Source organism: Cellulomonas sp. ACRRI, assembly GCF_022346185.1.
Classification (GTDB): domain Bacteria; phylum Actinomycetota; class Actinomycetes; order Actinomycetales; family Cellulomonadaceae; genus Cellulomonas.
This window is the reverse complement of record NZ_JAKRMS010000080.1, coordinates 1-21,227: the sequence shown is the minus strand read 5'-3', so window position 1 is coordinate 21,227 and position 21,227 is coordinate 1. Positions and strand designations below refer to the sequence as shown.

Sequence of the window (21,227 nt, the reverse complement as noted above, 5' to 3'; positions counted from 1 at the left end):
CGTCCAGGTCGTCCGGCGCGTTCTCGGACGCGTCACCGGCCTCCGGGCCGATCGCCGCGCCCACCACCACCGCCGGAGCCACCGCATGACCGCGCAGTACCTGCTCAAGGACGTCCGCATCCTCGGCGGCGACCCCACCGACGTCCTGGTCGCCGGCGGCCTGGTCGCGGCGATCGGCCCGGAGGCCGGTGACGCGTCCGAGAACGCGCCGGACGACCTGGACGTCATCGACGCGACCGGCATGGTGCTGCTGCCCGGCCTGGTCGACCTGCACACCCACCTGCGCGAGCCCGGCCGGGAGGACGCCGAGACGATCGCGTCCGGCACCCGTGCGGCGGCGGCCGGCGGGTTCACCGCGGTGCACGCGATGGCGAACACGACGCCGACGCAGGACACCGCCGGCGTCGTCGAGCAGGTCTGGCGCCTCGGTGCGCAGGCCGGCTGGACGGACGTGCACCCGGTGGGCGCGGTCAGCGTGGGCCTGGCGGGGGAGCACCTCGCGGAGCTCGGGGCGATGGCCGACTCCGCCGCCCGGGTGCGGGTGTTCAGCGACGACGGGAAGTGCGTGCACGACCCGGTGCTGATGCGCCGCGCGCTGGAGTACGTGAAGGCGTTCGACGGCGTGATCGCCCAACACGCGCAGGAGCCCCGGCTGACCGAGGGTGCGCAGATGCACGAGGGCGTCGTGTCCGCCGAGATCGGCCTGGCCGGCTGGCCCGCGGTCGCGGAGGAGGCGATCATCGCCCGCGACGTGCTGCTGGCCGAGCACGTCGGGTCCCGGCTGCACGTGTGCCACCTGTCGACGGCCGGCTCGGTGGAGATCGTCCGCTGGGCCAAGTCGCGCGGCATCGACGTCACCGCCGAGGTCACCCCGCACCACCTGGTCCTCACGGACGAGGAGGCGCGCGGCTACGACCCGGTGTTCAAGGTGAACCCGCCGCTGCGCACGCAGGCCGACGTCGACGCGGTCCGCGAGGGCCTGGCCGACGGCACGATCGACATCGTCGCGACCGACCACGCCCCGCACACCCGCGAGGACAAGGACTGCGAGTGGGCGGCGGCCGCGTTCGGCATGACCGGCCTGGAGACCGCGCTGTCGGTCGTGCAGCAGACGATGGTCGACACCGGCCGGATGACCTGGGCCGACGTCGCCCGGGTGCTGTCCACGAACCCGGCGCGGATCGGCCGGGTCGAGGGCCACGGCCGCCCGATCGCGGTCGGGGAGCCGGCCAACCTCGTGCTGGTCGACCCCGACCAGCGCCGGGTCGTGGAGCCCGAGAAGCAGGCCACCGCGTCGGCGAACTCGCCGCTGCGCGGCCGGGAGCTGCCGGGCCGGGTCGTCGCGACGTTCCTGCGCGGCCGGGCCACGGTGCTCGACGGCGTGCCGCAGGACGACCCGGCGGACCCGCGCTTCGCCGCGGGGCGGGTGACGCCCTGATGCCGCCCTGGCTGTCCGTGACGATCCTCGTCGTGCTCGGCGCGGCGCTGCTGCTCGGCATGGTCACGGGGTGGCGCCGCCTCGTCCGCGGCCCGGGCGAGGTGCCCGCGCCCCCGGCCGTCCCCGCAGACGACGCCCTGGGCGACGCCCGCACCGAGCCGCTCGACGCCACCTACGTGTCGACGACCCGGGCCGGCGACTGGCTCGACCGCGTGGGGTCGCACGGCCTCGGCGTGCGCTCCGCCGCCACGGTCGCCGTGCACGACGCCGGCGTGGTGGTCCGACGACGAGGCGCGCCGGACGTGTTCGTCCCGCGCGCGGCGCTGCGCGCGGTGGGCACCTCCGGCGGCATGGCCGGCAAGGTCGTCGGCGGCGAGGGGCTGGTCGTGCTGACCTGGGTCCCCAGCCCGGACGACGACCCCCGCGGCCTCGACACCGGCCTGCGCCTGCGGCACCGCCAGGAGGCGGACGCGCTGCTCGCGGCCACCCAGACCCTCATCGGAACGACACCCGCCGCGGGCGGGTCCAAGGAGAGCTCATGACGGACGCACTGCTGGTCCTCGAGGACGGGCGGACGTTCGCCGGCGAGGCCTACGGGGCCACCGGCACCACCTGGGGCGAGATCGTCTTCAACACCGGCATGACCGGGTACCAGGAGACGCTGACCGACCCCAGCTACCACCGCCAGATCGTCGTGATGACCGCGCCGCACATCGGCAACACCGGCGTCAACGACGAGGACCCCGAGTCGGGCCGGATCTGGGTGTCCGGCTACGTCGTGCGGGACCCCGCGCGCCGCGCGTCGAACTGGCGCAGCGACCGCAGCCTGGACGAGGAGCTGGCGGCGCAGGGCGTCGTGGGCATCTCCGGCATCGACACCCGGGCCCTGACCCGGCACCTGCGCGAGCGCGGCGTGATGCGCGCCGCGATCGTGTCCGGCGACGCGCTGCTCGACGCCGCCGGCCGCCGGCGCGCGGCCGAGGACCTGGTCGCGGAGGTGCAGGACCGCCCGCAGATGGCGGGCGCCGACCTGGCGGGCGAGGTGTCCACGGACGCCGCGTACGTCGTGAAGGCGCTCGGCCCCGACGGCGCGGAGCTCGCGGAGCCCGTCGCCCGCGTCGCCGCCGTCGACCTGGGCATCAAGTCGATGACCCCGAACCGGATGGCGGAGCGCGGCATCGAGGTGCACGTGCTGCCGGCGCAGTCGTCCATCGACGACGTGCTCGCCACCGCGCCCGACGGCGTGTTCTTCTCCAACGGCCCCGGCGACCCGTCCGCGGCGACCCACGAGGTCGAGCTGCTCCGCGAGGTGCTGGACCGCAGGATCCCGTTCTTCGGCATCTGCTACGGCAACCAGCTGCTCGGCCGTGCCCTCGGCTACGGCACCTACAAGCTCGGCTACGGGCACCGCGGCGTGAACCAGCCGGTGCTCGACCGTGCCACGGGCCGCGTCGAGATCACCGCGCACAACCACGGGTTCGCGGTCGACGCCCCGCTGGACGAGGTGTCGATCGCCCCGCACGACGGCGGGCGGTACGGCCGCGTCACCGTCTCGCACGTCGACCTCAACGACGACGTCGTCGAGGGCCTGGCCGCCCTCGACCTGCCGGCGTTCTCGGTGCAGTACCACCCCGAGGCCGCCGCGGGCCCGCACGACGCCGCCTACCTGTTCGACCGGTTCCTGGACCTGATGCGCGAGCCCGACAAGGGTGCCGCCGCCGCGGGCCAGGCCACCGACGTCACCGACTCCCCGAAGGGCGCCTGATGCCTCGCCGCACCGACATCCACTCCGTCCTCGTCATCGGCTCCGGCCCGATCGTCATCGGCCAGGCCGCGGAGTTCGACTACTCCGGCACCCAGGCGTGCCGCGTGCTGAAGGAGGAGGGCCTGCGGGTCGTCCTCGTGAACTCCAACCCGGCGACGATCATGACCGACCCGGAGTTCGCCGACGCGACCTACGTCGAGCCGATCACCACCGAGGTGCTGACCTCGATCATCGCCAAGGAGCGCCCGGACGCGATCCTGCCGACGCTGGGCGGCCAGACCGCGCTCAACGCCGCGATCGCGCTGGACGAGGCCGGCGTGCTCGAGGAGTACGGCGTCGAGCTGATCGGCGCCAACATCCCCGCGATCCAGAAGGGCGAGGACCGCGAGCAGTTCAAGCAGGTCGTCGAGGTCTGCGGCGGCGAGTCCGCGCGGTCGGCGATCGTGCACACCGTCGACGACGCGCTCGGTGCCGTCGAGGACCTGGGCTACCCGGTCGTCGTCCGCCCGTCGTTCACCATGGGCGGCCTCGGCTCCGGCATCGCCTACGACGAGACGGACCTGCGCCGGATCGTCGGCCAGGGCCTGCACTACTCGCCGACCACCGAGGTGCTCCTGGAGGAGTCGATCCTCGGCTGGAAGGAGTACGAGCTCGAGCTCATGCGCGACAAGGCGGACAACGTCGTGGTCGTCTGCTCGATCGAGAACGTCGACCCGGTCGGCGTGCACACCGGCGACTCGGTCACCGTCGCCCCGGCGCTCACGCTCACCGACCGCGAGTACCAGCGGCTGCGCGACATCGGCATCGCGGTGATCCGCGAGGTCGGCGTCGACACCGGCGGGTGCAACATCCAGTTCGCGGTGAACCCGGACACCGGCCGGATCATCGTCATCGAGATGAACCCGCGCGTGTCCCGGTCCTCGGCGCTGGCGTCGAAGGCCACCGGCTTCCCGATCGCGAAGATCGCCGCCCGCCTGGCGGTCGGCTACACGCTGGACGAGATCCCGAACGACATCACCGGCTCCACCCCGGCGTCGTTCGAGCCGACCCTCGACTACGTCGTGGTCAAGGTGCCGCGGTTCGCCTTCGAGAAGTTTCCGGCCGCCGACCCGACGCTGACCACCACGATGAAGTCCGTCGGCGAGGCCATGGCCCTGGGCCGCAACTTCACCGAGGCGCTCGGCAAGGCCATGCGGTCCATCGACCGCAAGGGCACGACGTTCCACTGGGACGGCGAGGCGCTGACCGGCGAGGCGCTGGACGCGCTGGTCGCGACGATCTCCCGGCCGACCGAGCACCGCCTGGTCGACGTGCAGCAGGTGCTCCGCGCCGGCGTGTCCGTCGACGAGGTGTACGCCCGCACCGGCATCGACCCGTGGTTCCTCGACCAGCTGCAGCTGATCAACGAGGTCGCCGCGGAGACCGCCGCCGCGCCCGAGCTGACCGCCGCGGTCCTGCGCCGCGCCAAGCGGCACGGGCTGTCCGACGTCCAGGTCGCGCAGCTGCGCGGCGTGAGCGAGGACGTGGCGCGCGAGGTGCGGCAGGCGCTCGGCGTCCGCCCGGTCTACAAGACCGTCGACACCTGCGCCGCCGAGTTCGCGGCCCGCACGCCGTACCACTACTCGTCCTACGACGAGGAGACCGAGGTCGCCCCGCGCGAGCGGCCGGCGGTGCTCATCCTCGGCTCGGGTCCGAACCGCATCGGCCAGGGCATCGAGTTCGACTACTCCTGCGTGCACGCCACGCTGGCGCTCAAGGGCGAGTACGAGACCGTCATGGTCAACTGCAACCCCGAGACCGTGTCGACCGACTACGACACCGCGGACCGGCTGTACTTCGAGCCGCTGACCTTCGAGGACGTCCTCGAGGTCTACGAGGCCGAGAAGGCCGCCGGCCCGGTCGCGGGGCTCATCGTGCAGCTCGGCGGCCAGACCCCGCTGTCGCTCGCGCAGCGCCTGGAGGACGCCGGCCTGCCGATCCTCGGCACCCCGCCGGCCGCGATCGACGCCGCGGAGGACCGCGGCGCGTTCGGCGCCGTGCTCGCCGCGGCCGGCCTGCCCGCGCCGGCGTTCGGCACCGCCACCACGCTGCCGGTCGCGCGGGAGACCGCCGCCCGGATCGGCTACCCGGTGCTGGTGCGCCCGTCGTACGTGCTGGGCGGCCGGGGGATGGAGATCGTCTACTCCGACGAGCAGCTGACCGAGTACGTCGAGCGCGCGCTGGCCGAGGCCACCGCGCGCGGCGGCGCCCTGCCCCCGCTGCTGATCGACCGGTTCCTGGACGACGCGATCGAGATCGACGTCGACGCGCTGTACGACGGCACCGAGCTGTTCCTCGGCGGCGTCATGGAGCACATCGAGGAGGCCGGCATCCACTCCGGCGACTCGGCCTGCGTGCTGCCGCCGGTGTCGCTGTCGGCGTCGGAGCTGCAGCGGATCAAGGTGTCGACCGAGGCCATCGCGAAGGGCGTCGGCGTGCGCGGCCTGCTCAACATCCAGTTCGCGCTGGTGTCCGACGTGCTCTACGTCCTCGAGGCGAACCCGCGCGCGTCCCGCACCGTGCCGTTCGTGTCCAAGGCGACGGGCGTGCCGCTGGCCAAGGCGGCCGCGCTGGTGATGACCGGGAGGTCGATCGCGGACCTGCGCGCCTCCGGCGTGCTGCCGGTCGACGACGCGGGCGTCATCGACCTGGACGCGCCGATCGCCGTCAAGGAGGCCGTGCTGCCGTTCAAGCGGTTCCGCACCGCCGACGGCACCGTGGTCGACACCGTGCTCGGCCCGGAGATGCGGTCCACCGGCGAGGTCATGGGCTTCGACACCGACTTCCCGACGGCGTTCGCGAAGTCGCAGTCCGCGGCCTTCGGCGGCCTGCCGACCTCCGGCCGGGCGTTCATCTCGGTCGCCGACCGGGACAAGCGCTCGATCGTGTTCCCGGTGAAGCGGCTGCAGGAGCTCGGCTTCGAGATCCTGGCGACCGACGGCACCGCCGCGGTGCTCAAGCGCAACGGCATCGCCTCGACGGTCGTGCGGAAGTTCTCGTCCGGCCGCGGGCCGGCGGGGGAGCCGACGATCGTCGACCTCATCTCGGCGGGCGAGGTCGACATCGTCGTGAACACGCCGTCGGGCCAGGGCGCGCGCGCCGACGGCTACGAGATCCGCGCGGCCACGACGGCGGCGGACAAGGCGATCGTCACGACCGTGCAGCAGCTCGGCGCCGCGGTGCAGGGCATCGAGGCCGCGCTGGCCGGGCCGTTCGGCGTCGCGAGCCTGCAGGAGCACGACGCGGCGACGGCCCGCCGCCGCGCCGCCGCGGCCGCCGCGGGCGCGTCCGTCGTCGGCGCTCGTGGGGCGGTCGCGTGAGGCTGTTCGGCGCCCGCCTCGCGGCCGCGATGGCCGAGCACGGCCCGCTCTGCGTCGGCATCGACCCCCACGCGTCCCTGCTGGACGTGTGGGGGCTGCCGGACAGCGCCGAGGGCGTGCGCCGGTTCGCGCTCACGGTCATGGAGGCCGTCGGGGGCCGGGTCGCGGCGGTCAAGCCGCAGGCCGCGTTCTTCGAGCGGCACGGCTCCGCGGGCGTCGCGGCGCTCGAGGAGGTCGTGGCGGCCGGCCGGGACACCGGGACGCTGGTCGTGGTCGACGCCAAGCGCGGCGACATCGGCTCGACGATGGGCGCCTACGCGGACGCGTTCCTCCGCGACGGCTCGTCGCTGGCCGGAGACGCGCTCACCGTCTCGCCGTACCTCGGGTTCGGCTCGCTGCAGCCGGCCGTCGACCTGGCGCTGGCCACCGGCCGGGGGCTGTTCGTGCTCGCACTGACCTCCAACCCCGAGGGGCCGGAGGTCCAGCACGCGCGGGACGCCGACGGCGTGGCCGTCGCGGACCGGGTGGCGCGCGCGGCGGGGGCGTCGAACGCGACGGAGCTCGCGGACGGCGGCGTGGCGGCGGGGGAGGCGCTGGGGTCGATCGGCCTCGTCGTCGGCGCCACGATCGGCGACGCGGCCGCACGGCTGGGCGTGGACCTGGCCGCCGTGCGCGGCCCGCTGCTCGCCCCCGGCGTCGGCGCGCAGGGCGCCGGTCCCGCGGAGCTCGCGGCCGTGTTCGGCGACGCGCGGTCCGCGGTGCTGGCCTCGTCCTCGCGGGGCGTGCTGGCGGCGGGGCCGGACGTGCGTGCGCTGCGCGACGCCGCCCGCGCCGCGGCCGACGCGGCCGGGGCCGCGCTGCGCTGAGGCCCGCCGCGACCTCCTCGGATCCGTTGCCCGGAGCGACGGGTCCGAGGAGGTTTCGCGGCGACACGCTGCCGGGACGTGCCGGTTCGCCCTTCCCGTGCCATCCTCGGGAGATGGGCCCTCGGTCCCGGGGCGACGTCGCACCGGACCCCCGCGGGGACCACGCATGTTCCATGTCCCTGCCTCCCGACAGTGATGAGAAGGTGACTCACGTGGCACTTCCGACTCTCACCCCCGAGCAGCGCGCAGCGGCGCTCGAGAAGGCCGCCGCCGCCCGCCAGGCCCGCGCGGAGGTCAAGAACCGGCTGAAGTACTCGCAGGGCTCGCTGTCCGAGGTGATCGCCCAGGGCCAGAAGGACGAGACGATCGGCAAGCTCAAGGTGCTCGCCCTGCTCGAGTCCCTCCCGGGAGTGGGTAAGGTCAAGGCACGCCAGATCATCTCCGAGATCGGCATCTCGGAGACGCGCCGCGTGCGTGGCCTCGGCCCGCACCAGGTGAAGGCGCTGGTCGACCGGTTCGGGTGACCGGTCGGCCCCACCGACGCCGGCCCGCGGGGCCGCACAACTCCAGGAGCACCAGAGCAGCATGACGACGCCGCGCGCCCGGTTGACCGTCCTCGCCGGACCCACGGCCGTCGGCAAGGGCACCGTGTCCGCCGACCTGCGGGCGCGGTACCCGCAGGTCTGGCTCTCCGTCTCGGCCACGACCCGGCCCCCGCGGCCGGGCGAGGTCGACGGCCTGCACTACCACTTCGTCACGCCCGAGGAGTTCGACCGCATGGTCGCCGACGGCGAGCTGCTCGAGTGGGCGGTGGTGCACGGCAGGAACCGCTACGGCACCCCCCGGCGGCCCGTCGAGGAGCGGCTGGCCGCCGGGGAGCCCGCGCTGCTGGAGATCGACCTGCAGGGCGCACGCCAGGTCCGGACGACGATGCCCGAGGCCCAGTTCGTGTTCCTCGCCCCGCCGTCGATGGACGAGCTGGTCCGCCGGCTCGTCGGCCGCGGGACGGAGGACGCCGAGGAGCGCGCGCGCCGGCTCGCCACGGCCGAGGTCGAGATGGCGGCCGAGCCCGAGTTCGACCACGTCGTGGTCAACGACGACGTCCGGCGCGCCACGGACGAGCTGGTCGCGCTGATGGGCCTGCCCGCGGCTGTAGACTGACGGGCAGTCCCCACCCCCTTCGACTACGGGAGCCACCGTGTCCGGAACCGTCGCCGAGCCCATCGGCATCACCGACCCGCCGATCGACCGCCTCCTGGAGCGCGCCGACTCCAAGTACGCGCTGGTCATCTACTCGGCCAAGCGCGCGCGCCAGATCAACGCCTACTACTCGCAGCTCAACGAGGGCCTGCTCGAGTACGTCGGCCCGCTGGTGGAGACCCGCCCGCAGGAGAAGCCGCTGTCCATCGCGATGCGCGAGATCGACGCGGGCCTCCTGACGGTCGCCCCGAACGAGGCCTGAGCCTCCCGCGCTGACGTGCGCATCGTCCTCGGCGTCGCGGGCGGCATCGCCGCCTACAAGGCCGCCCACGTGCTCCGGTCGTTCACCGAGGCCGGGCACGACGTCCGCGTCGTGCCCACCCGGGCGGCCCTGGAGTTCGTCGGGCGCGCCACCTGGGAGGCCCTGTCCGGGCACCCGGTGACGTCCGAGGTGTTCGACGACGTGCCCGAGGTCGCCCACGTGCGCCTCGGGCGCCAGGCCGACCTGGTCGTCGTGGCGCCCGCCACCGCGGACCTGCTGGCCCGCGCGGCCTCGGGGCGCGCCGACGACCTGCTCGCGGCCACCCTGCTCACCGCGACGTGCCCGGTGCTGATGGCCCCGGCCATGCACACCGAGATGTGGCAGCACCCCGCCACGCGGGCGAACGTCGCGACCCTGCGCGAGCGGGGCGTGCACGTGCTCGACCCCGACTCGGGCCGGCTGACCGGCGCCGACAGCGGCCCGGGCCGGCTCCCCGAGCCCGACGCGATCGCCGCGGCCGCCCTCGCGCTGGTCGACCCCGAGGGCAAGCCCCGGCCGCAGGACCTCGCGGGCCGGACCGTCGTCGTCTCCGCCGGGGGCACCCGCGAGCCGCTCGACCCGGTGCGGTTCCTCGGCAACCGGTCGTCGGGCAAGCAGGGCGTCGCCCTGGCCCGGACCGCGCAGGCCAGGGGTGCGCGCGTCACGCTGGTCGCCGCCAACCTCGCCGTGCGGCCGCCGGCCGGCGTGCGGGTCGTGCCGGTCGAGACCACCGCCGAGCTGCAGGACGCCGTGCGCGCCGCCGCGGCGGACGCCGACGTGGTCGTGATGGCCGCGGCCGTGGCGGACTTCCGGCCGGCGACCGGCTCCGCGCACAAGATCAAGAAGCAGGCCGACGGCTCGGTGCCGCCGCTCGCGCTGGTGCAGAACCCCGACGTGCTCGCCGGCCTGGTCACGGACCCCCCGCGCGCGGACGGCCGCCGCCAGGTCGTCGTCGGGTTCGCCGCCGAGACGGGCGACGACTCCGGCGGCGTGCTCGACCACGGCCGGGCGAAGGCGCGGCGCAAGGGTGCCGACCTGCTCGCGGTGAACGCCGTCGGCGGGGGGCGGGGTTTCGGGGCGGAGGAGAACGCCCTGACGATCCTCGACCGCGACGGCGCCGTGGTCGCCACGGCCGAGGGCAGCAAGGACGCGGTGTCCGACGGGCTGTGGGACGCGGTGGTCCGCGTGCTGCCCGCCTGACACGCAGGGACCGCGCGTCCGGCTAGCCTGTGCGCATGACGACGCCCGCCGACATGCGCCTCTTCACGTCCGAGTCCGTCACCGAGGGGCACCCGGACAAGGTCTGCGACCAGATCTCCGACGCGATCCTCGACGCGATCCTGGAGCAGGACCCCACCGCGCGCGTGGCGGTCGAGACGATGGTCACCACCGGCCTGGTGCACGTCGCGGGCGAGGTCACCACCACGGCGTACGTGGAGATCCCGCAGATCATCCGGCAGGTCGTCCGCGGCATCGGCTACACCTCGTCCGACATCGGCTTCGACGGCGACTCCTGCGGCGTGTCGGTGTCGATCGGCCAGCAGTCGCCCGACATCGCGCAGGGCGTCGACAAGGCGTGGGAGTCGCGGCAGGACGCGTCCGACCACGACCCGCTCGACCTGCAGGGCGCCGGCGACCAGGGCCTGATGTTCGGCTACGCCTCCGACGACACCGAGAGCCTGCTCCCGCTGCCGATCTGGCTGTCCCACCGCCTCGCCGAGCGCCTCGCGCTCGTCCGCAAGGAGGGCGTGGTCCCGGACCTGCGCCCCGACGGCAAGACCCAGGTGACGGTGGCGTACGACGGCGACCGCGCCGTGAAGCTCGACACCGTGGTGCTGTCCACCCAGCACGGGCCGGGCGTGCACCTGGAGACCGAGCTCGCCCCGGCGATCGCCGAGCACGTCGTCGCGCCGGTGCTCGAGTCGGCCGGCCTGGACCTCGACGTCAGCGACTACCGGCTGCTGGTCAACCCGACCGGGCAGTTCGTCGTCGGCGGGCCCCAGGGCGACGCCGGCCTGACCGGCCGCAAGATCATCGTGGACACCTACGGCGGCATGGCCCGGCACGGTGGCGGCGCCTTCTCGGGCAAGGACCCGTCGAAGGTCGACCGCTCCGCCGCGTACGCCATGCGCTGGGTCGCCAAGAACGTCGTCGCCGCGGGCCTGGCCCGTCGCTGCGAGGTGCAGGTCGCGTACGCGATCGGCAAGGCGCACCCGGTCGGCCTGTACGTGGAGACGTTCGGCACCGGGACGGTGCCGGTCGAGCGCCTCACCGCGGCGATCCGCGAGGTGTTCGACCTGCGCCCCGCCGCGATCATCCGGGACCTCGACCTGCTGCGCCCGATCTACCGGAAGACCGCCGCCTACGGCCACTTCGGCCGGGCGCTGCCCGAGTTCACCTGGGAGCGCACCGACCGCGTGGACGCGCTGCGCTCCGCCCTGTCCTGAGCGACCGGGTGGCGGACGGGCCCGCGGCGACGGGCGCACCCGGTGCCCCCGAGCAGCCGACGCTGCTCGGGCTCGACGGGGTCGGCGCCGCGGGGTCGTCCGGCGGCGGGCGCGCGGCCCGGTCCGCCGCGGGCGCCCGCGGGACCGGCGGTGCCCGGCCGCGGCGGCGCGCCCGTGCCCGCGACGTGGACGTCGAGCCCGCCGCCGACCTGCCCGTCGCGCGGGTCGCCGTCGAGCTCGCGCCCGCGCACCTGGACCGGCCGTTCGAGTACCTGGTGCCCGCCACCCTCGCGGACACCGCGGCGCCCGGGACCCGGGTGAAGGTGCGGTTCGGCGCGCAGGACGTCGACGGGTACGTCCTCGGCCGGGCCGCGGAGCCCGAGCACGACGGCGCCCTCGTCCCGCTGCGGCGCGTGGTCTCGCCCGAGCCCGTCCTGACGCCCGCCGTCGGACGGCTGGCGCGCGCCGTCGCCGACCGGTACGCGGGGACGCTGGCGGACGTGCTGCGGCTGGCGGTGCCGCCGCGGCACGCGCGGACCGAGGGGGAGGTGCCGCCGGCCGTGGCGGTCGTGGCGCCGGGCGACGCGGCGGCGGACGGTGCGGCGAGGTCGGGCGACGCGGCTGCGCCGGGCGGCGCGGCGGGGTCGGACGGTGCGGCTGCGGCGCGGGCCGGTGCTGCTGCCGCGCCGACCACCGACGCACCCGCGGCTGGCGCCGCCCCGGCGTCGGCGTGGGCGCCGTACCGCGGGGGGCCGGCGTTCCTCGCGCACCTCGCCGCCGGCGGCTCCCCGCGCGCGGCCTGGTCGGCCCTGCCGGGTCCGCCGGGGGAGCGGTGGCCCGACGGGGTGGCGGAGGCCGCCCGGGCCACCCTGGCGAGCGGGCGCGGGGTGCTCGTCGTGGTGCCCGACGCCCGGGACGTCGACCGGGTGTGCGCCGCGCTGGTCGCGGCCGGTGTGCCCGCGTGGTCCCCGGACGGCACGGACGCGAGCCACGTCCGGCTGATGGCCGACGACGGTCCGGCGCGCCGGTACCGCGCCTTCCTCGCCGCGCTGCGCGGGCACGCCCGGGTGGTGGTCGGCACGCGCGCCGCCGCCTTCGCCCCTGTGCGTGACCTCGGGCTCGCGGTGTGCTGGGACGACGGCGACGACCTGCACGCCGAGCCGCGGGCGCCGTACCCGCACGTCCGCGAGGTGCTCGGCCTGCGCGCGGAGCTCGAGGGCTGCGGCCTGCTGCTGGCCGCGCACGCCCGGTCGACGGAGGTGCAGGCGCTCGTCGCGTCCGGCTGGGTCCGGGCCGTCGCCGCGGACCGGGACGTCGTCCGCGCGCGGACCCCGCGGGTGCGGGCGCTCACCAGCGTCGAGCTGGCCCGGGAGGGCGCCGCCGCGGCTGCCCGGCTCCCGGGCGAGGCGTGGCGGACGATCCGCGACCGGCTCGCCGACGGGCCGGTGCTCGTCCAGGTGCCGCGGGCCGGCTACCTGCCGGCGGTCGCGTGCGCGCGGTGCCGGGAGATCGCCCGCTGCACGCACTGCCACGGGCCGCTGGCGCTCACGTCCGGCGACGGCACCGCGCAGTGCCGCTGGTGCGGGCGGCTGGCGATCCAGTGGCGGTGCGAGGCGTGCGGCAACGGCACCTTCCGGTCCGTCGCGGTCGGCTCCGACCGGACCGCCGAGGAGCTCGGGCGCGCGTTCCCGGGCGTGACCGTGCGGCACTCCGGGGCGCGGTCCGGCGTGCTCGCCGAGGTGCCCGACCGGCCCGCGCTCGTGGTGTCGACCATCGGTGCCGAGCCGGTCGCCCCGGCCGGCTACGCCGCGGCCGTGCTGCTGGACGCCGCCGTGACCACCGGGTCGACCTCGCTGCGCGCCACCGAGGACGCGGTGCGCCGCTGGCTCGCCGCGGCCGCGCTGGTCCGGTCGTCCCGGGACGGCGGCGTCGTGCTGCTCGTCGGCGACGGCGCGGAGCGACCCACCCAGGCGCTGGTGCGCTGGGACCCGGTGGGCCTCGCGGAGCGCGAGCTCGCCGAGCGCGCCGAGGTCCGCCTGCCCCCGGTCGTCCGGGTCGCCGAGCTGGTCGGCACCCGGGAGGTCGTCGCCGCCGTGCTGGCCCGCGTCGAGCTGCCGGAGGGCTCCGACGTGCTCGGGCCGGTGCCGCAGCCGGAGCCGCTCGCGCCGGGCGGCGCGGCCGTGCAGGAGTCGCTCGACCCGCCCGTGCGCACCCTCGTCCGGGTGCCCGCCGCGCACGGCCGGACCCTCGCGCGGTCCCTGGCCGCGTCCCTCGCCGTGCGCAGCGCCCGCCGCGAGGGTGGGTCGGTGCGCGTCCGGCTCGACCCGGAGGAGATGCTGTGACCACCGAGCCCGCCGACACCGCCGAGCCCGCCGACACCACCGAGCCCGCCGACACCGCCGAGCCCGCCGACACCGCCGAGCCCGTCGGGACCGCGGACGGCGCCGAGCCCGTCGAGGCCGTCGTGTTCGACCTGGGCAACGTCCTGGTGCGCTGGGAGGCCGAGCGCGCCTTCGACGGCGTGCTGACCGACGCCGAGGTCGAGCGCTTCCTCGCCGACGTCGACTTCCCGGCGCTCAACCTGCGGCAGGACGCCGGCCGGTCCTGGCGGGAGGCGCGCGACGAGGTCGCCCGGACCCACCCCGAGCACGCGGCGACCGTCGACCTGTACGTCGAGCGGTTCGCGCACGCCCTGCCGGGGCCGGTGCCGGGCAGCGCCGAGGTGGTGGACGAGCTGCGGGCCGCGGGCGTCCGGGTGCTCGGGCTCACCAACTGGTCGGCGGAGACCTACCACCACGGCGAGCGCGTCGCGCCCGTGATCGGGCGGCTCGAGGGCGTCGTGGTCTCCGGGCGCGAGGGGGTGGTGAAGCCCGACCCGCGGATCTTCGCGGTGCTGGCGGATCGGCACGGGCTGGACCCGGCGCGAACGGTGTTCGTCGACGACAGCCCGGCCAACGTCGCCGGCGCGGCGGCGCTGGGCTACCAGGCGGTGCTGTTCACCGGGGCCGCGGCGCTGCGGGCCGACCTGGTGGCGCGCGGCGCCCTGCCGCGCTGACGCGGGCGCGTGCCGCGTCGGCCGCCGAGCCGTGCCCGGCACGGGTGCCGGCCACGGCACTAGGATCGGTGCCCATGCGCCTGCTCTTCGCCGGGACGCCCGCGGTGGCGCTGCCCTCCCTGGACGCCCTGCTCGCCTCCCGCCACGAGGTCGTCGCCGTCCTCACCCGCCCCGACGCCCGCGCGGGCCGCGGCCGGACGCTCACCCCCAGCCCGGTGAAGGAGCGCGCGCTCGAGGCCGGCCTCGAGGTGCTCGCCCCGGCGACGCTCCGGGACCCCGGGGCGCAGGCGCGGATCGCGGAGATCGCGCCGGACGCCGCGCCCGTCGTGGCCTACGGCAACCTGGTGCCGCCCGCCGTCCTCGGCGTGCCCCGGCACGGCTGGGTCAACCTGCACTTCTCGGTGCTGCCCGCGTGGCGCGGCGCGGCGCCCGTGCAGCACGCGATCATCGCCGGCGACGAGGTCACCGGCGCCTCGACCTTCCTGCTGGAGGCCGGGCTGGACACGGGTCCCGTGCTCGGCACGCTCACCGAGACGATCCGGCCGCTCGACACGTCCGGGGACCTGCTCGGCCGGCTCGCCGACGCCGGCTCCGACCTGCTCGTGAAGACCCTGGACGCGCTGGAGGACGGCGTCCTCACCCCCGTCCCGCAGCCCGCCGACGGCGTCAGCCTCGCGCCGCGGCTCACCACCGAGGACGCCCGGGTCCGCTGGCAGCACCCGGCGATGGCGGTCGACCGGCGGGTCCGGGGCTGCACCCCGGCCCCCGGCGCCTGGACGACGCTCCCCGACGGCGCGCGGCTCGGTCTGGGTCCCGTGCGGCTCGTCCCCGACGTCACGGACCTGGCGCCCGGCGCGGTGCGCGTCGGGCGGGGCGAGGTGCTCGTGGGCACCGGCACGCACGCCGTCCGGCTGGGCGAGGTCCGCCCCGCGGGGAAGCGCGCGATGGCGGCGGCCGACTGGGCGCGCGGCGCGCGCCTCGACGAGGGCACCGTGCTCGGCCGTGACGCCGCCGCCGGCGAGGGGGCGGGCGCGTGAGCGGCGAGCGCGGGCCCGGGACCGGGCGGGGCGGCGGGACGCGCGGCGGCGGCGACGGCGGCGCGGCGCGTGGTCAGGGCGCCGGGGCGGCTCGTGGTCAGGGCGGCGGCGCGGCGCGCGGTCAGGGTGGCGGCGCGGGCGCCGAGCGCCGGAACGCCGCCGGGCGCCAGCGGCCGGCCTCCCGCCAGGGCGGGGGCCCGCGCGAGCGCACCGCCGCGGCGCCCTCCGCCCGCCGCAGGTCGTCCGACCCCGCGCGCACCGCGGCGTTCGACGTGCTGCGCACCGTCGCGGAGTCGGACGCCTACGCCAACCTCGTCCTGCCCCCGCTGCTGCGCGACCGCGGCATCCGCGGTCGGGACGCGGGCTTCGCGACCGAGCTCGCCTACGGCACGCTGCGCCTGCGCGGCCGGTACGACGCGGTCCTCGCGCAGTGCACCGGGCGGTCGCTCGACCAGGTCGACCCGCCCGTGCTCGACGCCCTGCGGCTCGGCGCGCACCAGCTGCTCGGCATGCGCGTGCCGCCGCACGCCGCCGTGTCCGAGACCGTCGGGCTCGTCCGCGAGCAGGTCGGCGCCGGGCCCGCGCAGTTCGTGAACGCCGTCCTGCGGGCGGTGTCCCGCGAGCCGCTCGACGTGTGGCTCGAGCGGATCGGGGACGCGGCGGACCCGGCGGGGACCGACGCCGTCGCCCGGCTGTCGGCCGTCGACAGCCACCCGGCGTGGGTCACCCGCGCGCTGCGCGAGGCCCTCGTCGGCCACGGCCGCTCCGCCGACGAGCTCGGCCCGCTGCTCGCCGCGGACAACGAGGCGCCGCGGGTGTCGCTGGTCGCGCGGCCGGGGCTGCTCGACCGGGACGACCTGCTGGCGGCAGCGGGCGCCGACGCCACGCCGGGCCGCTGGTCGCCGACCGCGGTGACCCTCGCGGGCGGCGGCGACCCGGCCGGGCTGCCCGCCGTGCGGTCCGGGCGGGCCGGCGTGCAGGACGAGGGCAGCCAGCTCGTCGCGCTCGCCCTGGCGGACGCGCCGCTCGACGGCCCGGACGACCGGTGGCTCGACCTGTGCGCGGGGCCCGGCGGCAAGGCCGCGCTGCTGGCCGCCCTCGCCGGGGAGCGCGGCGCGCGGCTCGTGGCGAACGAGGTGCAGCCGCACCGCGCCCGGCTCGTGCGGCAGGCGGTCGCCGCGGCGCCGGACGGGTCCGTGGAGGACGTGCGGGTCGGCGACGGCCGGGAGGTCGGCGACTCCGAGCCCGGCGGCTACGACCGGGTGCTGCTCGACGCGCCGTGCACCGGCCTCGGCGCCCTGCGCCGCCGCCCGGAGTCCCGCTGGCGGCGCACGCCGTCCGACCTGGCCCAGCTCACCGCGCTGCAGCGCGACCTGCTCGGGTCCGCGCTGCGCGCCGTCCGGGTCGGCGGGGTCGTGGCCTACGTGACGTGCTCGCCGGTGCTGGCGGAGACGCAGCTGGCGGTGGTCGACGCGACGCGGGCCGCGCGGAAGGCCGGGCTCGACGTCGAGGTGCTCGACGCGCCGGCCGTGCTGCACGCCATCGCGCCGGGGCTCGACCTGCCCGCGCGCCCGGACGCCCAGCTCTGGCCGCACGCGCACGGGACCGACGCGATGCACCTGACCCTCCTGCGCCGCACGGCCTGAGGGCGGTCCGGCGGGGTCCGGCGCGCGCCGATACCCTGGGTGCGTGCACGCGCAGATCAGCCCCAGCATCCTGTCCGCCGACTTCACCAACCTCGAGCGCGACCTGCACCGGATCAGCCGGGCCGACTGGGCGCACGTGGACGTCATGGACAACCACTTCGTGCCCAACCTGACGCTCGGGCTGCCCGTCGTGCGGCGGATCATCGAGGTGTCGCCGGTCCCGGTCGACGTGCACCTGATGATCGAGGCCGCCGACCGCTGGGCCGTGGACTACGCGCACGCCGGTGCCGCCTCCGTCACCTTCCACGCCGAGGCCGCCCAGGCCGCCGTGCGGCTCGCGCGCGAGATCCGCGCGGCCGGCGCCCGCGCCAGCATCGCCCTGCGGCCCGCCTCGCCGGTCGAGCCGCTGCTCGACCTGCTGCCCGAGTTCGACATGGTCCTCGTCATGACCGTCGAGCCCGGGTTCGGCGGCCAGGCGTTCATCGAGGGCACCCTGCCGAAGATCCGCCGGCTGCGCGCCGCGATCGACGAGCAGGGCGCGGGCACCTGGATCCAGGTCGACGGCGGGGTGTCGCGGAGCACCGTCGAGCGCGTGGCCGCGGCCGGCGCGAACGTGTTCGTCGCCGGGTCCGCGGTGTACGGCGCGGAGGACCCGAACGCGGAGATCGACGCCCTGCGCGGGCTCGCGGACGAGGCGCTCGCGCGGCGCTGACGCCCCCGGCGCCCGGCGCCCGGGTCCGGTGGGCGCGTCCGGCTGGGAATGCCACGTGTGGCATCATCGTTCGGAAGAACACACACGTGCTCCGGGGTCGGTGAAAGTCCGAGCCGGCGGTGACAGTCCGCGACCCGCAGACGCCTCACGGCGCGAGCGGTTGACCTGGTGGAACTCCAGGACCGACGGTGAAAGTCCGGATGGGAGGAGTCGTGGCGGCGTGCTCGGCGTGAGCCGGGTGCGCCGTGGACGTCGCGCACCCGCGCGCCGACCGCACCCCGGAGACCTGTCGGTCGAGGGGAGCGGGAGTGGCAGCGGGCACGGCGGTCGAGGCGACCGGGGTCGAGCGGGACGCGATGGCGCGCGCCCTCGACCTGGCGCGCCGTGGGCCCGCGCACGGGCCCAACCCGCGCGTCGGCTGCGTGCTGCTGGCGCCCGGTCCCGTCCCGGGTGCCCGCGTCCTCGGCGAGGGCTGGCACCGCGGCGCGGGCACCCCGCACGCCGAGGTCGCCGCGCTCGCCGACGCCCGGGCGCGCGGGGCGGACGTCCGCGGGGCGACCGCCGTCGTCACCCTCGAGCCCTGCGACCACACCGGCCGGACCGGCCCGTGCTCCGTCGCGCTGCTGGAGGCCGGCGTCGCGCGCGTCGTCGTCGCCGTCCCGGACCCGAACCCGGCCGCCGCCGGGGGAGCCGGGCGGCTGCGGGCGGCGGGCGTGGAGGTCGTCGTCGGCGTCGAGGAGGCCGCCGGCCGGGAGCTGCTCGGGCCGTGGCTGCACGCGGTGTCGCGGGGCCGGCCGCACGTCACGCTGAAGCTCGCCGCGACGCTGGACGGCCGGGTGGCCGCGGCCGACGGGTCGAGCCGGTGGATCACGTCCCCGGAGTCCCGGGCGCACGCGCACGCCCTGCGCGCCGAGGTGGACGCGCTCGTGGTCGGCACCGGCACCGCGCTGGCGGACGACCCCGCGCTCACCGCGCGCGCCGCGGACGGCGGGCTCACCGCGCACCAGCCGCTGCGCGTCGTCGTCGGCACCCGCGACCTGCCCGCCGCGGGGCGGCTCGCGGGACCCGGCGGCGAGGTGCTGCACCTGCGCACCCGCGACCCGCGCGAGGTGCTGGCCGCGCTGCACGCCCGCGAGGTGCGCCGCGCGCTCGTCGAGGGCGGGCCGACGCTCGCCGCGGCGTTCCTGCGCGCGGGGGTCGTGGACCAGGTGCACGCGTACGTCGCACCCGTGCTGCTGGGCGCGGGCCGGGCCGCCGTGGGCGACCTGGGGATCGGTTCGATCGGGGACGCGCTGCGGCTGCGGACCCGCGAGGTGCGACCGCTGGGGCCCGACGTGCTCGTCGTGGCCGACGTCGAGGAGGAGGAGCGCTGATGTTCACCGGCATCGTGGAGGAGGTCGGCACCGTGGTGCGGCTGGACCTGGCACCGGGCGGCGGGGACGCCGCCGAGGGCGGCCGGGGCCCGGCCGGCGCGGGTGCGGGCGACGCGCGGCTCGTGCTGCGCGGCCCGCTCGTCACCTCCGACGCCCGGCACGGCGACTCCATCGCGGTGTCCGGCGTCTGCCTCACCGTCACCGACCTGCCCGGCGACGGCACCTTCGCCGTCGACGTCATGCCCGAGTCGCTGCGCAGGACCGCCCTCGCCGACCTGGCGCCCGGGACCCCGGTCAACCTCGAGCGGGCCGTGCGCGCCGACGCCCGGCTGGGCGGCCACGTCGTCCAGGGGCACGTCGACGGCGTCGGCACGGTGCGGCGCCGCGCGCCCGGGCCGCGCTGGGACGAGGTGGAGATCGCGCTCGACCCGGCCCTCGCCCGGTACGTCGCGGAGAAGGGCTCCGTCGCCGTCGCCGGCGTCTCGCTCACGGTCACCGCCGTCGGGCCGGACTGGTTCGGCGTGTCGCTGATCCCGACGACGCTCGCCGCCACCACCCTCGGCGGCGCGGCCGTCGGGACCCGCGTGAACCTCGAGGTCGACGTGCTGGCGAAGTACGTCGAGCGGCTGCTGACCGCGGGCGCGGTGGCCGGCGTGGCCGGCGCGGGTGCGGCGGAGGTGACCCGGTGACCGCCGTCGACCCCGTGCGCCCCGAGCCCGCCCGGCCGGACGGTGAGGCCCCGATCGAGCTCGGCACCGTCGAGCAGGCCCTCGCCGAGCTCCGCGCCGGACGCCCGGTGCTGGTCTCCGACTCCGAGGACCGCGAGAACGAGGCCGACGTCATCCTGGCCGCCTCCCTCGCGACGCCGGAGTGGGTCGCGTGGACCATCCGGCACTCGTCGGGCTACCTGTGCGCGCCGATGACCGCCGCGCGGGCGGACGCCCTCGACCTGCCGCTCATGGTGCCGTCGTCCCAGGACCCGCGGCGCACCGCGTACACGGTCACGGTGGACGCGGCGTCCGGCGTCTCCACCGGCATCTCCGCCGCCGACCGCACCCGCACCCTGCGGGTGCTCGCCGACCCCGCGTCCGGGACCGAGGACCTCATCCGGCCCGGGCACGTGCTGCCCCTGCGCGCCGTGCCCGGCGGCGTCCTGCACCGGGCCGGGCACACCGAGGCCGCCGTCGACCTCTGCCGCCTGGCAGGGGTGGAGCCCGTCGCCGCCATCGCCGAGCTCGTGCACGACGACGGCACGATGATGCGGCTGCCCGCGACGGCGGCGCTGGCGCGCGAGCACGGCCTGGTCGTGCTCACCATCGCCGACCTCATCGCCTGGCGCACCGCGCACCACGACCTGCCCGCCGAGCCCGAGCCGGGCCCCGACGCGGCGGCCGCCGCCCCGGAGCGCCGGGTGCACCACGCGCACAGCGCCGTGCTGCCCACCCGGCACGGCGAGTTCCGGGTGCACGCCTACCGCGACCTGCGCACCGGGGCGGACCACGTCGCCCTGGTCGCCGCCCAGGGGCTGGCCGAGCAGCCCGTCGTGCGGGTGCACTCCGAGTGCCTCACCGGCGACGCCTTCGGCTCGGCGCGCTGCGACTGCGGCCCGCAGCTCGACGCCGCCCTGGAGCGCGCCGCCCGCGAGGGCGGGGCCGTCGTCTACCTGCGCGGGCACGAGGGCCGGGGGATCGGCCTGCTCGCGAAGATCGGCGCCTACGCCCTGCAGGACGAGGGCCGCGACACCGTCGAGGCGAACATCGACCTGGGCTGGCCCGCCGACCGGCGCGAGTACGGCGCGGCCGCCGCGATCCTCGCGGACCTCGGCGCCCCCCGGATCACCCTGCTCACCAACAACCCGGCGAAGGTCGCCGGCCTCACCGCGCACGGCATCGACGTCGCCGAGGTGCGCGGGCTCGAGGTCGGCCGCACCCCGCACAACGAGGCCTACCTACGCACCAAGGCCCGGGCCATGGGGCACCTGCTCCCCGGCCTGGACCGCGACCCGCAGGCCGCTGCCGTCGGTGGTGA

18 protein-coding genes and 1 riboswitch are annotated in these 21,227 nt (G+C 76.8%); all 18 genes read left to right on the top strand.

All coding sequences use genetic code 11. The features are described from left to right. The first annotated feature begins 85 nt into the window (after positions 1-85). Entirely contained in the window at positions 86-1,438 is a 1,353-nt protein-coding gene (locus tag MHY85_RS14155; RefSeq protein ID WP_239197345.1) for a dihydroorotase, read from the top strand. Further along, complete coding sequence (locus tag MHY85_RS14150) at positions 1,438-1,980, top strand: hypothetical protein (RefSeq protein WP_239197343.1); 543 nt, start codon at positions 1,438-1,440, stop codon at positions 1,978-1,980. The genes MHY85_RS14155 and MHY85_RS14150 overlap by 1 nt, the downstream gene beginning before the upstream one ends. Beyond that, a complete protein-coding gene (gene carA, locus MHY85_RS14145; RefSeq protein ID WP_239197341.1) occupies positions 1,977-3,203 on the top strand; it encodes a glutamine-hydrolyzing carbamoyl-phosphate synthase small subunit in 1,227 nt (408 codons plus the stop codon). Before MHY85_RS14150 ends, carA begins: the two co-directional genes overlap by 4 nt. Next, positions 3,203-6,562: a carbamoyl-phosphate synthase large subunit gene (gene carB / locus MHY85_RS14140; RefSeq protein ID WP_239197339.1), complete on the top strand. Its 3,360-nt coding sequence runs from the start codon at positions 3,203-3,205 to the stop codon at positions 6,560-6,562. Before carA ends, carB begins: the two co-directional genes overlap by 1 nt. Positions 6,563-6,591: 29 nt before the next feature. Continuing rightward, positions 6,592-7,428, top strand: a complete 837-nt coding sequence (pyrF, locus tag MHY85_RS14135) for an orotidine-5'-phosphate decarboxylase (RefSeq protein WP_239197351.1) — start codon at positions 6,592-6,594, stop codon at positions 7,426-7,428. Positions 7,429-7,640: 212 nt separating this feature from the next. Next, positions 7,641-7,952: an integration host factor, actinobacterial type gene (gene mihF / locus MHY85_RS14130; protein ID WP_166937670.1), complete on the top strand. Its 312-nt coding sequence runs from the start codon at positions 7,641-7,643 to the stop codon at positions 7,950-7,952. 61 nt (positions 7,953-8,013) lie between these two features. After that, entirely contained in the window at positions 8,014-8,589 is a 576-nt protein-coding gene (gmk, locus tag MHY85_RS14125; protein ID WP_158375698.1) for a guanylate kinase, read from the top strand. A gap of 37 nt (positions 8,590-8,626) precedes the next feature. Then, entirely contained in the window at positions 8,627-8,890 is a 264-nt protein-coding gene (gene rpoZ, locus MHY85_RS14120; RefSeq protein WP_147793607.1) for a DNA-directed RNA polymerase subunit omega, read from the top strand. A gap of 15 nt (positions 8,891-8,905) precedes the next feature. Next, positions 8,906-10,129, top strand: a complete 1,224-nt coding sequence (gene coaBC, locus MHY85_RS14115; RefSeq protein ID WP_239197337.1) for a bifunctional phosphopantothenoylcysteine decarboxylase/phosphopantothenate--cysteine ligase CoaBC — start codon at positions 8,906-8,908, stop codon at positions 10,127-10,129. A gap of 35 nt (positions 10,130-10,164) precedes the next feature. Continuing rightward, positions 10,165-11,376, top strand: coding sequence for a methionine adenosyltransferase (gene metK / locus MHY85_RS14110; protein WP_239197335.1), 1,212 nt, complete (start codon positions 10,165-10,167; stop codon positions 11,374-11,376). Positions 11,377-11,384: 8 nt separating this feature from the next. Next, positions 11,385-13,718: a primosomal protein N' gene (locus MHY85_RS14105; RefSeq protein ID WP_239197333.1), complete on the top strand. Its 2,334-nt coding sequence runs from the start codon at positions 11,385-11,387 to the stop codon at positions 13,716-13,718. Beyond that, complete coding sequence (locus MHY85_RS14100; RefSeq protein WP_239197331.1) at positions 13,715-14,431, top strand: HAD family phosphatase; 717 nt, start codon at positions 13,715-13,717, stop codon at positions 14,429-14,431. Before MHY85_RS14105 ends, MHY85_RS14100 begins: the two co-directional genes overlap by 4 nt. A gap of 74 nt (positions 14,432-14,505) precedes the next feature. Next, complete coding sequence (gene fmt, locus MHY85_RS14095) at positions 14,506-15,468, top strand: methionyl-tRNA formyltransferase (protein WP_239197329.1); 963 nt, start codon at positions 14,506-14,508, stop codon at positions 15,466-15,468. Beyond that, the gene (locus tag MHY85_RS14090) at positions 15,465-17,114 is read left to right on the top strand and encodes a transcription antitermination factor NusB (RefSeq protein WP_308191388.1); all 1,650 of its coding nucleotides are present in this window, start codon (positions 15,465-15,467) and stop codon (positions 17,112-17,114) included. Before fmt ends, MHY85_RS14090 begins: the two co-directional genes overlap by 4 nt. Positions 17,115-17,157: 43 nt before the next feature. Beyond that, positions 17,158-17,826: a ribulose-phosphate 3-epimerase gene (gene rpe / locus MHY85_RS14085; RefSeq protein WP_239197325.1), complete on the top strand. Its 669-nt coding sequence runs from the start codon at positions 17,158-17,160 to the stop codon at positions 17,824-17,826. Between the two features lie 82 nt (positions 17,827-17,908). Further along, a riboswitch (FMN riboswitch) is annotated at positions 17,909-18,042 on the top strand. Positions 18,043-18,182: 140 nt separating this feature from the next. Next, complete coding sequence (gene ribD, locus MHY85_RS14080) at positions 18,183-19,199, top strand: bifunctional diaminohydroxyphosphoribosylaminopyrimidine deaminase/5-amino-6-(5-phosphoribosylamino)uracil reductase RibD (RefSeq protein WP_239197349.1); 1,017 nt, start codon at positions 18,183-18,185, stop codon at positions 19,197-19,199. After that, positions 19,199-19,888: a riboflavin synthase gene (locus tag MHY85_RS14075; RefSeq protein WP_239197323.1), complete on the top strand. Its 690-nt coding sequence runs from the start codon at positions 19,199-19,201 to the stop codon at positions 19,886-19,888. Before ribD ends, MHY85_RS14075 begins: the two co-directional genes overlap by 1 nt. Then, on the top strand, positions 19,885-21,227 hold a 1,343-nt coding region (ribB, locus tag MHY85_RS14070; RefSeq protein WP_374233697.1), incomplete at its 3' end, for a 3,4-dihydroxy-2-butanone-4-phosphate synthase. The genes MHY85_RS14075 and ribB, both read left to right, overlap by 4 nt.

Coding starts and splice junctions, on each gene's coding strand:
- MHY85_RS14155 (WP_239197345.1), top strand. CDS start 86: ATGACCGCGCAGTACCTGCTCAAGGACGTCCGCATCCTCGGCGGCGAC.
- MHY85_RS14150 (WP_239197343.1), top strand. CDS start 1,438: ATGCCGCCCTGGCTGTCCGTGACGATCCTCGTCGTGCTCGGCGCGGCG.
- carA (WP_239197341.1), top strand. CDS start 1,977: ATGACGGACGCACTGCTGGTCCTCGAGGACGGGCGGACGTTCGCCGGC.
- carB (WP_239197339.1), top strand. CDS start 3,203: ATGCCTCGCCGCACCGACATCCACTCCGTCCTCGTCATCGGCTCCGGC.
- pyrF (WP_239197351.1), top strand. CDS start 6,592: ATGGCCGAGCACGGCCCGCTCTGCGTCGGCATCGACCCCCACGCGTCC.
- gmk (WP_158375698.1), top strand. CDS start 8,014: ATGACGACGCCGCGCGCCCGGTTGACCGTCCTCGCCGGACCCACGGCC.
- metK (WP_239197335.1), top strand. CDS start 10,165: ATGACGACGCCCGCCGACATGCGCCTCTTCACGTCCGAGTCCGTCACC.
- fmt (WP_239197329.1), top strand. CDS start 14,506: ATGCGCCTGCTCTTCGCCGGGACGCCCGCGGTGGCGCTGCCCTCCCTG.
- ribD (WP_239197349.1), top strand. CDS start 18,183: ATGGCGCGCGCCCTCGACCTGGCGCGCCGTGGGCCCGCGCACGGGCCC.
- MHY85_RS14075 (WP_239197323.1), top strand. CDS start 19,199: ATGTTCACCGGCATCGTGGAGGAGGTCGGCACCGTGGTGCGGCTGGAC.